Source organism: Paraburkholderia sp. J12 (genome assembly GCF_905220215.1).
Classification (GTDB): Bacteria; Pseudomonadota; Gammaproteobacteria; order Burkholderiales; family Burkholderiaceae; genus Paraburkholderia.
Genome location: NZ_CAJMZC010000007.1, coordinates 235,730 through 252,615, shown reverse-complemented (window position 1 = coordinate 252,615; position 16,886 = coordinate 235,730). Strand labels below are relative to the sequence as shown.

Here is a 16,886-nt window from a genome sequence, read left to right as displayed (position 1 = left end):
AGACATGAACCCGAAACCCGTCGTACTCGCGGTGGCGGCCATGCTGGCCGCGGCCGCACTGATCGGCGCCGGCTATGTGGCCGGCGCGCATCGCACATCGTCCGCAACCTCCGCGGCCAGTGACCGCGTCGAACCACAGGCGGCTCGCAAGGTGTTGTACTGGCATGACCCGATGGTGCCGAACCAGCATTTCGACAAACCCGGCAAATCGCCCTTCATGGACATGCAACTCGAACCCGTCTATGCCGACGAGGGCGCCTCGGACGGCATCAAGGTCGATCCCACGCTGCAGCAGAATCTTGGCATTCGTTATGCAACGGTGCGCCAGGTGAGTGCGCCCGACGGCTTCGATGCGATCGGCACGACCCAGTTCGACGAATCGACGGCGGACGTCGTGCAGTCGCGCGTGACGGGGTATATCGACCGCCTGGTTGCGAGCGCACCGATGCAGCACATCGCGAAAGGCGCACCGATCGCATCGCTGTATGTCCCGGACTGGCTTGCGCCGCAGGAGGAATATCTCGCACTGCGGCGCAGCCGCATGGACGACGGGCTCATTGAAGCAGCGCGTGCACGCATGAGAGCGTTGTCGATTCCGGATACGCTGGTCGCCGCGCTTGATCGCACGGGTCAGGTCCAGACCCACCTGACGCTGAGCGCAGCCGAAGCCGGCGTGATCAGCGAACTGGACGTGCGCGAAGGCGCGATGGTCACGCCGGGGCAGACGATCGCGAAGATCACCGGCCTCGCGAAGCTCTGGCTGATCGTCGAGATTCCCGAGTCGCAGGCATGGCAGGTGCGGCCGGGCATGCGCGTCGACGCGACCTTTGCGGGCGATGGGTCGCGGCACTTCGGCGGGCGCATCCGCGAGATTCTGCCCGGTATCAGCACGGACAGCCGGACCCTTCAGGCCCGCCTCGAAATCGACAACGCGGACGGCAGACTGACGCCGGGCATGCTGATGCGCGTGCGGGTCAGTTCCGCCACGCCGTCGCAGCAACTGATCGTCCCTTCGGAGGCCGTGATCACGACCGGCAAGCGTTCGCTCGTCATCGTGCGCAACGGCGACGGGCGGTTGCAGCCGGTGGAAATCAGCATCGGCCGCGAGACGGGCAACGATACGGTTGTCACAGCCGGGCTTGCGCAAGGCCAGCAGGTTGTCGCATCCGGCCAGTTCCTGATCGACTCGGAGGCCAGCCTGAAATCGGTGCTGCCGCGTCTCGAAGCAAGCGACGGCAGCAACGGCACCATGCCCGCTTCCAGTGCGACGGGCGCTGCACCGACCTATGAGACGACTGGCAAGGTCGAGAAAGTCACGGCCGGCGACATCACGTTCTCGCACCAGCCGGTGCCGGCGCTCGGCTGGGGTGCCATGACGATGGCCTTCGGCAAGCCGTCTCCCGACGCGTTTGCGGCAATCCGGCCGGGCGACACCGTGCGCTTCGCGTTCCGGCAGACCGATGGCGGCTACCAGCTCACGAAGGTCGACCTGCTGGGAGGCCGGAAATGATCGCGCGCCTCATTCGCTGGTCGATTCACAACCGGCTTCTCGTGCTGCTCGCGACCGTGCTGCTCGCGGCCTGGGGCGGGTACTCCGTCACACAGACGCCGCTCGACGCGTTACCCGATCTTTCGGATACCCAGGTGATCGTCAAGGCCTCATACCCGGGCAAGGCACCGCAGGTGGTCGAGGACCAGGTGACGTATCCACTCACCACGACGCTGCTCGGCGTGCCGGGCGCCACGACCATTCGTGCGTACTCGTCGTTTGGGGATGCGTTCGTCTATGTGCTGTTCGACGACAAGACGGACCCGTACTGGGCGCGCTCGCGGGTGCTCGAATACCTCAATCAGGTACAGAGCCGCCTGCCGCCGGGGGCCACCGTGTCGCTCGGACCCGACGCGACCGGCGTGGGCTGGGTCTATGAATACGCGCTCGTCGACAGGACCGGGCAGCACGATCTCGGGCAGTTGCGGGCGCTGAACGACTGGTTCCTGAAGTTCGAGTTGAAGGCGGTGCCCAACGTCTCCGAGGTCGCGAGCATCGGCGGCATGGTGCGACAGTACCAGGTCGTGCTCGATCCCGACCGTCTGCGCGCCTTTGGCATCACGCCGGATGCCGTGGCGGACGCGATCAGGAAGGCGAATCAGGAGTCGGGTGGCTCCGTTGTCGAACTGGCCGAGTCCGAGTACATGGTGCGCTCGTCCGGCTATCTTCATTCGCTCGATGACTTCCGCCGCATCGTGCTGCGCACGAACGCGGCCGGCACGCCGGTACTGCTCGGCGACGTGGCGCGCATCCAGATCGGCCCGCAGATGCGCCGCGGTATTGCCGAGCTGAACGGAGAGGGCGAAGTGGCCGGCGGTGTCATCGTGATGCGCTCCGGCAAGAACGCGTTGACGACCATCGACGCGGTCAAGGCGAAACTCGCCGATCTCAAGCGGTCGCTGCCGCCCGGCGTGGAAATCGTCACGACCTACGACCGCTCGCAGCTGATCGAGCGCGCGGTGGGCAACCTGAAGGACAAGCTGATCGAAGAGTTCATTGTCGTTGGCATTGTCTGCGCGATATTTCTGTTCCATTTGCGCAGTGCGTTTGTCGCGATCCTGTCGTTGCCGCTCGGCGTGCTTGCCGCATTTATCGTGATGCGTTATCAGGGCGTCAACGCGAACCTCATGTCGCTCGGCGGCATCGCGATCGCAATCGGCGCGATGATCGACGCGGCCATCGTCATGATCGAGAACGCGCATAAACATCTCGAAGCGTTCGAGCATACGCATCCCGGCACATCGATTACGACTGCGCAACGCTGGGAGCTGATCGCACGGTCTGCAGCCGAGGTCGGTCCGGCGCTGTTCTTCTCGCTGCTGATCATCACGTTGTCGTTCATCCCGGTGTTCTCGCTGGAAGGTCAGGAGGGCAAACTGTTTTCGCCGCTGGCGTTCACGAAGACCTACACGATCGCAGCGGCAGCGGGCCTCTCGGTGACACTGGTGCCGGTGCTCATGGGCTACCTGATTCGCGGGCGCATTCCGCATGAAGCGTCGAACCCGATCAACCGGGTGCTCGTGCGCGCATACCGGCCGCTGCTCGAGGCGACGCTGCGGCGCCCGTGGTTCGTCATCGGCCTGGCGGCCGTCGCGCTCGCGCTCACAGCGGTACCCGTCTCGCGGCTCGGCGAAGAGTTCATGCCGGCGATCGACGAAGGCGACCTGCTGTACATGCCGACCGCGCTGCCGGGCATTTCGGCGGAAAAGGCGGCCGAACTGCTGCAGCAGACCGACCGCCTGATCAAGACGGTGCCTGAAGTCGCCACCGTGTTCGGCAAATCGGGGCGTGCGGACAGCGCGACCGATCCCGCGCCGCTCGAGATGTTCGAGACCACGATCCAGTTCAAGCCGCGCAGCCAGTGGCGTGCGGGCATGACGCCGGAGAAGCTGGTCGACGAACTCGATGCGCGCGTGAAGATTCCCGGTCTCTCGAACGTCTGGGTGCCGCCTATCCGCAACCGGCTCGACATGCTCTCGACGGGCATCAAGACGCCGGTAGGCGTGAAGATCTCCGGACCGGATCTCGACGGCATCGACCGGATCGCGACGCAGGTCGAGGCCGCAGTGAAGGACGTGCCCGGCGTGACCTCAGCGCTGGCCGAGCGGCTGAACGGCGGGCACTACATCGACGTCGATATCGACCGGCTGGCCGCTGCGCGTTATGGGCTTTCCGTAGCCGATATTCAGTCAGTCGTCTCATCGGCGGTGGGCGGCGACGACGTCGGCGAGGTCATCGCCGGCCGGGAGCGGTTTCCGATCAATATCCGCTATCCGCGCGAGATCCGCGACTCGGTCGACAACATCAGGCAGTTGCCGATCGTGACCGATCGTGGGGCGCAAATCACGCTCGGGGATGTTGCGAGCATCCGGATTGACGATGGGCCGCCGATGATCCGCAGCGAGAATGCGCGGCTGTCGGGTTACGTGTACGTCGATATCCGCAATGTCGACCTGGAGTCCGCCGTCAAGGCGATGCAGCGGGCGGTCGCACAGAAGGTCGCATTGCCGCCCGGCTACTCGATTGCATGGTCGGGACAATTCGAATATCTCGAACGCGCTTCTGCGAAGCTGCGCACGGTGATTCCGGTGACGCTCGTGGTGATCTTCGTCCTCCTGTTCCTGACTTTCAACTCGGTCGCGGATGCGTTGCTGCTGATGTCGACCGTGCCGTTCGCGCTCGTGGGCGGGTTCTGGTTGATCTGGCTGCTGGGTCACGCAGTCTCGGTCGCAACCTCGGTCGGGTTCATTGCGCTTGCGGGCGTGGCGGCCGAGTTCGGTGTCGTCATGCTGCTGTACCTCAAAAGTGCGCTTGAGCGCCGGATTGCCGAGGGGGCGCCGTTGACCGAGGCAACGCTCATCGAGGCGATTCGCGAGGGCGCGGTCCTGCGCGTGCGACCCAAGGCCATGACCGTTGCGGTCGTGCTGGCTGGCCTGATCCCGGTGATGCTCGGGCACGGTTCCGGGTCCGAGGTCATGCAGCGCATCGCGGCACCCATGGTCGGGGGCATGGTGACCGCACCGCTTCTGTCGATGTTTGTCATTCCTGCCGCCTGGTTCCTGTTGCAGCGGCGGCGCGCGCGAAAGCTCGGGCTCACGTCGCTCCCTTATGCAGTTCCTTCCGGCACGAACGTGCCGTCAATCCCAACCGGAGAAAACCTGTGAAGAAGTTTCTTGTTGCCGCAACTATCGTTTGTGCGTCGGGCGTGTTCGTGTCGTCTGCTTTCGCGGGCGACGATATGTCGGGGATGAACATGGCGATGACACCGTCGTCATCGAACAAGACGTCCGATTCGGCGCTCACCGATGCAGAAGTCGTCAAGGTCGATTCGTCTACCGGTATGGTGACGCTCAAGCACGGGGAACTCGCCAATATCCACATGGCCGCCATGACGATGGCGTACAAGGCAAAGGATGCTGCGATGGCCCAGCAGGTGCATCAGGGGGAAAAGGTTCGCGTGCGTGTCGAGAACGTTGGTGGCACCCTGACGATCACGAGAATGGTCAAGGCATCGTCGTGATGAGGTAAGTTTGTGCGTGCGGAATCTGTTCGTCGGAGGGCAGATTCCGCAGCGCGATAAGGGCGCGGGCGTCTGCGTTTGACGTGCCGCTTTTGCAAAAGCGCCTGCCGCTATCTGCTCCTGATAAACGCAGATACGATTGCGGCCCGAGCGCTCTTCAGAAGTTTGCCCACGGTGCCGATATCGTCTGGGAGGGCAGGTGTCAGACTTTGGGTATATCGACTAAATCATGAAGCGAATTCTTCTCCTCCCGATTCTGTTTCTGTTTGCCTCAATGGCGCACGCCGGACTGGACGTCACGGCATACAGTGGATTGACGAATGTCGAATCGCCTGTTTTGTCATCCGACGGCAGGCCGCAGGGAAAGAATCAGGTCATTCTGTCTCCAGTGGATTTCCCTGAGCGTTTTCAGGGGCTTGAGAGCGGCAAGGTATACCAGTTCAAATCGTCTTTCGATTTCAGGGCTGGCTCCTACCTCGGCTACAACATATGGCGAGATGAACTGGCAAAGCTGGCGGGATATCAGCCGAGCCTGTCCACCCGGAACAATGTGGTCGAAATGAGATACGACGAGACAGTGTGGAAAATGGACCACGGCCCGTTTTGGGAGTTGATCGACTTCTCCGACGCAGAAGGTGTTATCGGCCCGGAAGTGTGCCGGAAGGTCTACCAGGATTTCGTTCAGTACCGTAGTCAGGCAGCACAAGTACCGGATGCTGGCTTCTTCGAGTCTTATGGCGACTGGATGAAAGCCTTTGAGATGTGCGCGGACAACGGCGCGATCGTGTTTCATTAGAAGTTGCATGTCCATGCGCGTTGCATAAATTGGCGCGAGGCACAACGGACATTCGACAACGCCGTGTGTATCGTCAACAATTCGACGATTATCCTCGTCTATTCCAAGGACATTGCCGGTGAAACCATCCGGGCGCGTTAACGAAATCGATCTCCTTCGCTTTCTCGCCGCAATGGCCGTTGTTCTGTTTCACTACGCATTTCGGGGCTATGCGGCGGATGGCCTGTCATCGATGAACTACGCGCTGCTGGCGCCTGTCGCCAGGTATGGGTATCTCGGCGTCGATTTATTCTTCATGATCAGCGGATTCGTGATTCTTGCGGCCGCTACGAACGCAGGCATCAAGGGTTTCGTCGTTTCACGATGTGTACGCCTGTATCCGGCATTTTGGGCCTGCTGCACCATTACGTTCTTGATGACCCTCCTGTTCGGTAGGGGGCGTTTCTCCGCATCGGGGATGCAGTACATCGTCAATATGATTACTCTCGGCGGCGAAGTCTATGGCTTTAAACCGATCGATGGGGCGTATTGGTCATTGCAGGTTGAACTGCGGTTCTACGCGCTCGTTGCAATCGCTTTACTGGCTGGAAAGATGCACCGCGCCCAGATGCTTCTATGGATATGGCTGGTAGCGACAATTTTCACTAACATCGCAGTCCTCATTACCCTGAACAGTTTTCTCCTCGTTACCTTCATCAAGCTCTACGACTTTCTGGTGGCGGGCTATTCGAGCTTCTTCATCGCGGGCGCTGCTTTCTGCCTTGTACGGCAGTACGGGCTCTCCCTGAATCGTGCGGCACTACTGGTTGCGGCCTGGGGCCTTGCCGTTTTAACGAGTATCGCCCCGTTGCCCACCATGAACGACCACTATGGCGTGGAAGTAAGCCGGTCGATCGTTGCTCTTTCGATCACGGCATTCTTCGGTATCTTGCTGCTCGTCTCGCTGCGTTGCACGGGTTGGTGGGGGCGCCGTGACTGGTTCTGGTTAGGATCGCTGACCTATCCGCTCTATCTGGTTCACCAGAACGTGGGCTTCATGATCTTCAATATGGCGTATCCGGCGATGAACCAGCACGTGTTGTTCTGGGGCACCGTTTTCCTCACACTTGGATTGGCCTGGGGCGTTCAGGTGGGTATAGAGGAAAGGTATGCGCCTGTGCTGAAGAGGTCGTTTATGCGCGTTCTCGATCTGAAAGGTGGTCGGGCCGTTCGCAAGGAGGCGATCAATGGGGAATGAGTTTCTCCTTGGCGAGTTCCTGCGGTAGGTCTTCCCATGGAATGCCCGTTTGCAGGACAGACATACAGGATGCCGTTCAATGCTGTGCGGTCATCGACCGCGCGGCGTCGGCCACCTTGAGTGATGGCATGAATACCGGAATCAGCGGTTCCAGCGCTGCCCAGAACTCGTTACCGATTTATTAGCCATGCCGACTCGATGTATGCCACTATTGTCGCGTTCTACCGGAATCCTGGCAGTGGCGAAGGCTGCAAATATGTGATCGCGAAGAGCGCGCTCGATGCAGATAATCCTTTGAAACTCGAACTGCCCGATCAACTGTTGCCTACGGGCGGCGATGCGTCCCGGAAAGGGGGGCCTGGTGACGCACAGGCTACCGGCTTCTTGCGCGCTGTCACCATGCATGCGCTTACGATCGGGTAGCCGAGCGCGCGGCGAGGCTGCGCGTCCAGTTTCCTAATGATAGTCGGTCTCCACAATAGCGCTCGCGGGCGAGTTCGACGTACCACTGTTTCTCGCGACTAGCGACAGGACACCGCCCATGCGTTTCAAGTGGAAAACACCCGTACTGTCGGGGCTGAGCTGGTGCCCTGTGCCATCCATGAAGCGTGCGGCGACCGATATCGAAGCCTCTGAACGGTCTCCCGAGTTCGCCTCACCGATAGCATGCACCGAGACATCAGCTATCGGCGCTGAATTGTGCTCGGCTACGTAAGTTACCGTTACCGCGCCTGCAGCGCCGTCTGGCCTATTGAGCGGCGCTGCCAGAACAGCGGGGGGCGCCGCTTCGATTTCCGAAACGACCGTAAACGGTGGTGCGACGATTATTCCGGTGAAATGGATCGTGCCGCCCGCCGGCGCCGACGACACACTGGGTGCGAAAACGCATGCTGCCACGAGCACAGCAACTAGATTCAACGACGATCTTGCACGTCGATAATCTGCTTTCATAGCACTCATCGCGACCTCCGTTTGAGAAATCCTTAAGCCGCCTGGCGGCCTACCGGTTCAGAAAATCTCTTAACTAACGGCACATTACGAATAAGTCTTGAGCAAGATTAACTATAGGCGCTGCTCGGGGGAAAGCGCTAGTAGTGCATGTAGGGATCGTAATATGACGCGCCGCAGGACCGACACATATCACGGGATCGAATGCTGGCGGCGATCCGTTTGAATCCGGAAAAATGTTAGTTATCGTTCATCGAAAGCGGTAACGTGAGATTGCGTTATGCATTTTGAGTGCAGAACTCAAACGGCATTCATTGGCCGTGTAACGCGCCGCCGGGCTAGCACCGTGAACGGATCAGTTTTCCAGGCAACACTTCCTCAGTTTGGTAGACCGGCGAATTGTATTGCGCGTGAGGTCGCCACACTCTTGGACGGCTATCTCGCTGCCTGGACGTTCGGCTTGCCCCAGCTCTTCGCCACCGAATAGCTACCGCCTGTCGAAATGGCGCAGAGTAGTCTATTTTTCGCATCGATCATGGGATATGCGCGATGTCTTTCGGACCTATCTTATCGATGAATGCATTGTCTTCAACTACACTTACGCCTCTTTCTCTTAGCCAGAAAGATACCGGCCCTCTTCATCTAATAGCAGGAAACGTTTTCGCCCGCTCTACTCAGAGCAGGATTTTTCTCGCTGGTGACCGCTCCCCTATAGAAAATTCAGTGTCAAATTCCAGCGATCACGTGCTGATATATTTAATTAGCATTGCGTATGTTTTAATTATTTATTGTCGAGATATAAATTATTAAAATAAATGGCATATGTCGATATTATGTTGGTAATATATTGCGCGATCAGACAGGCCACATATCCTCCAGATTTGGTGGCGTTGGTCGACAATCCCCAGTTCCGCTGCCATCGCTCCAATCGACACTACTTAGTAAGGTTGGATGTCTATTGTTGTCAACTATGTATATTTTATTCGTTTGCTTTACAAGTTTTCTCGTTTTGTTGGCTGGTGGTGGCGCCGCAGTAGTCGTCCGCGTTCTGTTGCGCGAGTTGTGTAGTCCCGCCGACTCGATCATTGCGCAATGCGACTGGCAGCAATACGAGCACGAATGTGACGCATATTATCCGCACCCTCTACTGGGCCGCGGCGAGGAAGACACTTGCGAAATTCCTGAGCCGAAGGCACCGTAACCAACACAGTGCACGGAGCAGGCCTTGAATTGGTCAAACGCAACCTCAAGTTGTCAACTATGTATATTTTATTCGTTTGCTTTACAAGTTTTCTCGTTTTGTTGGCTGGTGGTGGCGCCGCAGTAGTCGTCCGCGTTCTGTTGCGCGAGTTGTGTAGTCCCGCCGACTCGATCATTGCGCAATGCGACTGGCAGCAATACGAGCACGAATGTGACGCATATTATCCGCACCCTCTACTGGGCCGCGGCGAGGAAGACACTTGCGAAATTCCTGAGCCGAAGGCACCGTAACCAACACAGTGCACGGAGCAGGCCTTGAATTGGTCAAACGCAACCTCAACAGGCAATAGCTTCGCGCGTTGAGCCTTGAATGCCGACCAATCGTTGAGGCGTGCAGCGGGCGGCATCGCGCCATGATGAAGTTTGGGGCGCTGGAAAAGGGGGAAGTGAGGCGGGTTCTTCGACGATACGGCGGATGCAGAGCGGTCCGCAAAGGCTGAGGCGGGTGATGAACACTTCGCTGTCGAATGCCAGCACGCTTGCAGGGCAGGTGGAGGGGACGCAGCAACTGTCGGTTCAGGATCTCGTTCGCGACCGCAGTGGCGAACATTTGCGCTTGATGGTGGTGGACGGCGTATCAGGATCCGCGTCGAAATCTGATGGGGATTCGAATGTGGGCGAAGCGTGCAACGGGAGTCGCTCCTAGTTTGCTGCGGCGCCCGCTGACGCTTCTTTCATGAGTTCTGCGATGATTTCCCGGCGTCTTTTCGGGGAGGAGAGAAGCAGGGCATTCATCGTGATGATGAATCGCCGCTGTTAATTTTTAGGAAGACTGAGGAATGAAAAGAGTGCCTGCGCTGTTTCATGTCGCTCGGTTTTTGACACTTACGATTTCCTTTGATCGCTACACGACATTAAGGTCCGTAAAGCGCGGAGCAAGGGGAATAATCTGGTGAGACTTATGCAAATCCGATAGACGTCAATCACGGTCCAAGAGCTAGATCACCGCACAGTAGACACTCGACAACGTATTCAACCGTTCTATATTGCTGCTGACCGCGTCGGCCAAAAAAGCGGCACGGCCCGCCGTGAATGGCAAGGCCGTGCAGTGTTTCCGAACGGTGCCCGTGTACAGCCTCGTGCGCCGTTCGTACTTCCCGATCAGAACTCGTAGCCAACCTGGGCACGAACGCCTGCGTCGCCAGTCGATGTGACCGAGACAGCGCCATTCACGAGCCAATTGCCGTTGCGCGAGCGGTAGGTTGCGCCCACTGCCGCAGCACTGCCACCCTTGTAGGTCGCGCCACCTGCCGCGACGATCGTGCGACCGGGGCCCGACGGCGTCATGTTCGGCATGGCCATCGCTGCTGCGATACCGGCATAGGCGTTCCTGGCAACGTCGTTGATGGCCTGGTTCGTCTGGTTGAACAACTGGTCGCTGTAGCTCTTGGCATCGCTTACGCCTTGCGCGACCGAGCTGTTCATCTGACCAACATTGACCGCATCCGTATCCGCCGTACCGGCCGCCACGTTCGTGATCTGCCGTTGCTGCGTGGCCGAACCCACCGACACCGAGTTGTCGCGATCCGTCACCGAACCTTGACCCAGTGCCACCGAGTTCGTGTTGACAGCCTGCGCGCCAGCACCCACCGCAGTCGAGCCCGTGCCGGTCGCTGATGCGCTGGCACCGACCGCCGTCGCGTAGTCGCTCGAAGCCACGGCGCCTGAGCCTGCTGCCGTGCTGCCTACGCCCGGCCCTGGCACCGCAGCATTGACCACCGCAGCGTTGGTGCTACCACTGTTGCCGGGGCTGGCGTTCGCCGACGACGTATCCGTAGCATTGAAGTACGGGCTGTTCGACTGGCCGTTCGATACCTCGGAGCTCAGGTCCGTCATCTGGCTCATGATCGTCGAGATGTCGGCCGTGTTCTGTGTCACCCGGCCATCGAGGTTCGTCAATGCGCCGCCTACGTTGTTGAACAGCGTACCGCCGATGTTGTAGCTCGGCGCGCCGATCGTGCCGTCGGCATTGACCGTCGAGCCGCCGCCGAGAGCCGACGCCGTGCTCGAAGCCGTGCCATACAGCTGGCTACCGTTGATCGCATCAACGCTTGCTGCACTCACCGAGCCTGCTGCCACGCCCGTCACCGTGCGGGCGCCTTCCGTGCCCGTCATGTCGACCACGGTGCCGTCGGTGTCCTTGCCCACGGTAAGGTTGCCCGTGGTCGGATCCTGCTGTACAAGACCGATCGAGCCATCGCTGAGCTGGTTCTGCATGTTCGTGATGTCGGTCGTGTTCTGCGTCGTGCGGTTGTCGATGTTGGTGATTGCATCGCCCACGTTGTGGACCGTGGTGCCGCCCACGCTGTAGCTCGGCGCGCTGATCGTGCCGTCGGCATTGACCGTTGCGCCACCACCCAGAGCCGACGCCGCGCTCGAAGCCGTTGCGTACAGCTGGCCGCCGTTGACCGCGTCAACGCTCGAGGCGTTCACTGCACCCGCTGCCACGCCCGTCACCGTGCGCTCGCCCGCCGTGCCGGCCATGTTCACCAGCGTGCCGTCGGTGTCTTTGCCCACCGTGATGTCGCGGGTGGCCGGATCCTGCTGCACGAGACCGATCGAGCCGTTGCTGATCTGGTTTTGCACGTTCGCGATTTCGGTCGTGTTTTGCGTCGTACGGCCGTCGATGTTGGTGATTGCGTCACCTACGTTGCTGACCGTGGTGCCGCCTACGCTGTAGCTCGGCGCGCTGATCGAGCCGTCGGCATTGACCGTCGAGCCACCGCCCAGAGCCGATGCCGCGCTCGAAGCCGTTGCGTACAGCTGGCTGCCGTTGACCGCATCCGTGCTGGCCGACGACACATCGCCTGCGGCCACGTTGTGCAGTGCCACCGGTGCGCTGGCATTCGAACCGCCGAGCGTCACGCTGTCGTGCGCCGGCGAGTCATACGCCACTGCGTCAGCCATCTGACCTTGCAGGTTCGTGATGTCGCTCGTGTTCTGCGCGATGTTCGTCGTGTTCTGGGCGATGTTCGTCGTGTTCGTGGTCGTACGGCCGTCGATGTTGGTGATGGCATCACCCACGTTGCTGACCGTGGTGCCGCCCACGCTGTAGCTCGGTGCGCTGATCGAGCCGTCTGCATTGACGGTCGAGCCACCACCCAGAGCCGAAGCTGCGCTCGAAGCCGTTGAGTACAGCTGGCTACCGTTGACCGCGTCAACGCTCGAGGCGTTCACTGCACCCGCTGCCACGCCCGTCACCGTGCGGTCGCCCGCCGTGCCGGCCATGTTCACCAGCGTTCCGTCGGTGTCCTTGCCCACGGTGATGTCGCGGGTAGTCGGATCCTGCTGCACGAGACCGATCGAGCCGCTGCTGATCTGGTTCTGCACGTTCGCGATGTCGGTCGTGTTTTGCGTCGTACGGCCGTCGAGGTTGGTGAGTGCGTCACCCACGTTATTGACCGTGGTGCCGCCCACGTTGTAGCTCGGCGCGCTGATCGAGCCGTCGGCATTGACCGTCGAGCCACCGCCCAGAGCCGATGCCGTGCTCGAAGCCGTTGCGTACAGCTGGCTGCCGTTGACCGCATCCGTGCTGGACGACGAAACCTCGCCTACCGCCACGTTGTGCAGTGCCACCGGCGCGCTGGCGCCCGAACCGCCGAGCGTCACGCTGTCGTGCGTCGGCGAGTCATACGCCACCGCGTCGGCCATCTGGCCTTGCAGGTTCGTGATGTCGCTCGTGTTTTGTGCGATGTTCGTCGTGTTCTGGGCGATGTCGTTCGTGTTCGTGGTCGTACGGCCGTCGATGTTGGCGATGGCGTCACCCACATTGTTGACCGTCGTGCCGCCCACGTTGTAGCTCGGCGCGCTGATCGTGCCGTCTGCATTGACCGTCGAGCCGCCGCCGAGCGCCGAAGCCGCGCTCGAAGCCGTTGCGTACAGCTGGCTGCCGTTGACCGCATCCGTGCTGGACGACGATACGTCGCCTGCCGCCACATTGTGCAGTGCTACCGACGAGCTCGCACCCGTGCCGCCGAGCGTCACGCTGTCGTGCGCCGGCGAGTCATACATCACCGCGTCGGCCATCTGGCCTTGCAGGGTCGTGATGTCGCCCGTGTTCTGTGCGATGTTCGTCGTGTTTTGCGCGATGTCGCTCGCGTTCTGCGCGATGTTGTTCGTGTTCGCGGTCGTGCGGCCATCGATATTGCCCAACGCAGCACCGACGCTATTGAACGTCGTGCCGCCCACGCTGTAGTTCGGCGCGGTGACAGTGCCGGTTGTCGGATCGTAGGTCGCCCCGCCGCCCAGTGCCGCTGCTGTGCCTGCACCGAGGGTGTTCGACTTCACCGCTTCCGACTGGAGCTGGCTCACGTTGACCGCATCCGTTGCGGCCGAACCGGCGGCCACGTTCGTCAGACGACGTTCGTTGCCCGCCGAGCCCACCGAGACTTCGCCTGCCGGCGCGGTGCCGGAAAGGCCGGTTGCACCGGGGTTGTACGCTGCTGCGTTCAGATTGGCCGTGGTGGTCGAGTTCGCACCGAGAGCAACCGAATTGTCGGCCGCCGCGTTCGCTTTCTGGCCAATCGCGATGCTCTGGTTGCCGGATGCGATGGAGGTGTCGCCAAGCGCGACGGAGCTTGCGCCCGCAGCCGTGGTGAATTGTCCCAGCGCCGTCGAATTGCCGCCGCTGGCCAGCGCGTTATAACCGAACGCGGATCCAGCATACCCGTTGGCCATGGCGCCGGAGCCGACCGCCGTACCATGACCGGCCGCGACCGTATAGGCGCCGAGCGCCACGCCAAAGAAGCCACTGGTCGACGCCGTATCGCCGAGCGCCGTGCCACCTTGGATGGTGTTGGCATTATTGCCAATAGCGACCTCGTAGATTCCGGTCGTGGTCGTGACCAGAGGATTGTTCCAGGGATTAGTCGTGCCCGGATACGCCAACACCGTTCCGGTAGTCGCGCCGGTACCGGCCTGGTAAGACGCCGGTGCCGCTTGCGCGGTTCTGGCCATACCAAAACCGCCGGCAATCAGTGCGGCCACCACGCCCGCCACGACCTTCGCCTTGCTGCCCTTGCCACGCGCCGATGCGAATTCGGGTGCTGCCACCCAGGTACCCAAAGTTTCATTCCAGATGCTGCGATGCGACTTGTTCATGGTCTAAATCTCGAAAAGTGAAAAAATTAATCAGTAAAACGAAGCAAGTTGAAAACATGGGCATCGACGTGCTTGTTCATCACTTGCTCCGCACCGGGATGACGGGTTCGGAGGCGTGCGTTACGCGGCGTGCCAGCGTTGAGGAAATCAGACTTGCCAACCTTCAACGGAGAGCGAATCTGCATCCGTTCGCCTTGATTACATTCTATTTTTTTGAGGGATTGAGAAAAGGCGACCAGTTATAGATCGCAACGAAATCGAATCAGACTGGTCTGAAACGCGAATGGGGTCAAACCAGGAGCGCCAGGAAACCAAGGCTTCTTCTATTCCTTCGGTCAGGCCGGCATGGGCGCTGCGACTGGGAAACGGCTGAGATTTCGGGGCCGAAGGAAGCGAGCGCTGTTTGCAGCAGGTAATCGACCGGCGCCCGGTTTGCTGCCGGGCTTGATCGTTCGTCCAGAGGCACGGTGCATGCGCAAAGGGGCATGCCGTGTAGCACTGGAAAAGACAGGCGGGAGATTCGTCAGTCAAATCCAGTCGGCAACCGATAGGCGCTTCGTTCTGCCGAATCGCATGACCCCCGTCGAATGGGGCACCAACGACCTCGAGCCGGGCATTCCCGAGATCAAAAAGGAATCTGGATCCCGGGCCTGGCGTCGGTTACGGCGCTCCGATCGGCGGAGCAGGGCGCGCTTAGTCGTAAAGAACCAGCACGGTTGCGGTTACGGTAAAGGGTCCGATTTTCGGGGCGCCCAGGGAATTGAGCGTCGCGGTAAAGGGAATCGAAACCTGAGTCTGGGTGGCACCGAAGTTCACCAGTTCGAAGGGCTCGCCGATCGCAATCGGGTTGCCGCTGCCATCCTGAATACCGATGCCGAAGTTACTGTCTGATGCGGGCAATATCAGGTTGTTCTGCACCTGATTGGCGGTCTGGAAGTAGCCTTGTATGTTGACCCCCGTATCACACGCCGTCTTCGCCAGAGACAGCGCAAATGGCTTCGTGGGCCTGGCCGGTGAGAATCCCGTCGCCGTTGCCTGAACCTGTCCGAAATCAACGATACCGGGTTCGGGCGTGACTGTAACGTCAACCGTACAAGTGGTCGGGGCGAGGTTACTGAGACCGCTCAGCCAATACTGAAAATTGTGGTTCGCTATGGCGTTGAGACCGAGTTCCCCGTCTAACTGGAAGGCCGCATAGGTGTTCGGCAGAGCGCCAGTCCAGGTCCCCTGTTTCCGTATCACCACCTGATAGGTGAGGCTGACCGTCGTGGTCTGGCATTTCCCCGCGTTGAAGGTGGCTTGATTGCAGGATGGCACGGAAAAACCCGTCGGTAAGCGACTTCCGCCGTAGTAATCCTGCCCCTGGTAGCGGATACCGATCTGAAGCCCCGGCAGGCTCGTGTTCAGCGGGTCAGGATAGAGGTAGATATTGTCTACAGTACTCAGGTTTTGGCCCCCGCCCTGATCCTTTGCGCAAATAGCCGTCGTGGTGCGGGTGGGCGAAATCCAGATCACGGTTCCGTCGGGTGCATTCACCGGATAGGTCTGCACCGATCCAATCGGCTCAGTGTAGGTGACGCCGCCGGTCGTCGAGAGGCATTGCAGCGCCCAGGCGGAATGCGCCGATAAAGTGAGCGCCGTCACGCACAGGATCTTGAAGAGCGCCCGGAAACCCGCGAGCTGTCCTGCTGACCATCCACTCGCGCGCGTCATTGCTGCACGCTCCTGCACGTGCCTGCGTTGCAGGCGTACTTGACCTCGATCTGGCCGCCGTAGTCGTTCATGTGCGTCACGTAAAGCGTCGTCGGGGCCGCGTCCTTGAACGGCACGCTTGACTGGCTCATCGGGGACACCATGACCGCGTCGAACTGAACCGGGGTCTTCTTCTCGCCACTATGCAGATCCACGACGGTCACATGCAGCGGTGTCGGGTTGTCGAACGTCAACTTGTGCGTGTCGGGGTCGATCTGGAGCGTCATCGGCAGCGTCGGATCTTCGTCGCGCTTCGGTTGCACGGCCTTCGGGCGGTAAAAGAGTTTCAGCTTCTCGTGCAGCGCGATCTGCAGGGCGTTGATTGCCTCGGTCTTCGGCGGAATCTCACGGATGTTCAGGTAGAACACCGATTCGCGGTCAGTCGGCAGCGTGTTGCCCGGCAGCATGACGACACGCAGAATATTGCGGTCGTTCGCCTCGATTCGCTGCAGCGGAGGCAACACCATGAGCGGTGCGGTGATCTTCTTGCCGCTCTCGTCTTCTATCCACGACTGGATGAGATAGGGATATTTCTCGCTCTTGTTGGTGACCATGACGCTGGCCGACTGCGCGCCTTCGTCGTAAATGACGCGGGTGCGGTCCGGCACGATGGCCGCATGTGACAACCATGGTGCGGCCAGCAGGGCTGGCGCGCATAAACGAAGCAGAAAGGACTGAAGGAATCGAATGCTCATGAGGAAGATCTCTCGTATCGGAAAGGGCT

Annotated in this window: 10 protein-coding genes; 6 read left to right on the top strand and 4 right to left on the bottom strand. The window is 60.4% G+C overall.

Annotation, left to right across the window (positions count from 1 at the left end; translation table 11 throughout):
- Positions 1 to 4 precede the first annotated feature (4 nt).
- From U5760_RS17570 to U5760_RS17550, 5 genes are all read left to right on the top strand, one after another.
- Positions 5 to 1,510 (top strand): efflux RND transporter periplasmic adaptor subunit, encoded by a 1,506-nt coding sequence (locus U5760_RS17570; protein WP_322013517.1) that lies wholly within the window; start codon positions 5 to 7, stop codon positions 1,508 to 1,510.
- Complete coding sequence (locus U5760_RS17565; protein WP_322013516.1) at positions 1,507 to 4,713, top strand: efflux RND transporter permease subunit; 3,207 nt, start codon at positions 1,507 to 1,509, stop codon at positions 4,711 to 4,713. Before U5760_RS17570 ends, U5760_RS17565 begins: the two co-directional genes overlap by 4 nt.
- Positions 4,710 to 5,069, top strand: coding sequence for a copper-binding protein (locus U5760_RS17560; RefSeq protein WP_322013515.1), 360 nt, complete (start codon positions 4,710 to 4,712; stop codon positions 5,067 to 5,069). Before U5760_RS17565 ends, U5760_RS17560 begins: the two co-directional genes overlap by 4 nt.
- A 229-nt stretch (positions 5,070 to 5,298) precedes the next feature.
- On the top strand, positions 5,299 to 5,865 hold the full coding sequence (locus U5760_RS17555) for a hypothetical protein (protein ID WP_322013514.1): 567 nt from the start codon (positions 5,299 to 5,301) through the stop codon (positions 5,863 to 5,865).
- 118 nt (positions 5,866 to 5,983) lie between these two features.
- Positions 5,984 to 7,102: an acyltransferase gene (locus U5760_RS17550; protein WP_322013513.1), complete on the top strand. Its 1,119-nt coding sequence runs from the start codon at positions 5,984 to 5,986 to the stop codon at positions 7,100 to 7,102.
- Between the two features lie 456 nt (positions 7,103 to 7,558).
- Here the strand turns inward: U5760_RS17550 and U5760_RS17545 are convergent, their stop codons facing one another.
- Positions 7,559 to 8,062, bottom strand: coding sequence for a hypothetical protein (locus tag U5760_RS17545; RefSeq protein WP_322013512.1), 504 nt, complete (start codon positions 8,060 to 8,062; stop codon positions 7,559 to 7,561).
- Positions 8,063 to 9,758: 1,696 nt separating this feature from the next.
- Between U5760_RS17545 and U5760_RS17540 the strand changes: the two genes are divergently transcribed.
- On the top strand, positions 9,759 to 9,956 hold the full coding sequence (locus U5760_RS17540; RefSeq protein WP_322013511.1) for a hypothetical protein: 198 nt from the start codon (positions 9,759 to 9,761) through the stop codon (positions 9,954 to 9,956).
- Positions 9,957 to 10,411: 455 nt separating this feature from the next.
- Here U5760_RS17540 and U5760_RS17535 read toward each other — a convergent pair whose 3' ends face one another.
- The 3 genes from U5760_RS17535 to U5760_RS17525 all read right to left on the bottom strand — a co-directional run bounded on the left by U5760_RS17535 (position 10,412) and on the right by U5760_RS17525 (position 16,857).
- A complete protein-coding gene (locus U5760_RS17535) occupies positions 10,412 to 14,410 on the bottom strand; it encodes an ESPR-type extended signal peptide-containing protein (RefSeq protein ID WP_322013510.1) in 3,999 nt (1,332 codons plus the stop codon).
- Between the two features lie 693 nt (positions 14,411 to 15,103).
- Entirely contained in the window at positions 15,104 to 16,123 is a 1,020-nt protein-coding gene (locus U5760_RS17530; RefSeq protein ID WP_322013509.1) for a fimbrial protein, read from the bottom strand.
- The gene (locus tag U5760_RS17525) at positions 16,120 to 16,857 is read right to left on the bottom strand and encodes a molecular chaperone (protein ID WP_322013508.1); all 738 of its coding nucleotides are present in this window, start codon (positions 16,855 to 16,857) and stop codon (positions 16,120 to 16,122) included. Before U5760_RS17525 ends, U5760_RS17530 begins: the two co-directional genes overlap by 4 nt.
- Positions 16,858 to 16,886: the final 29 nt, after the last annotated feature.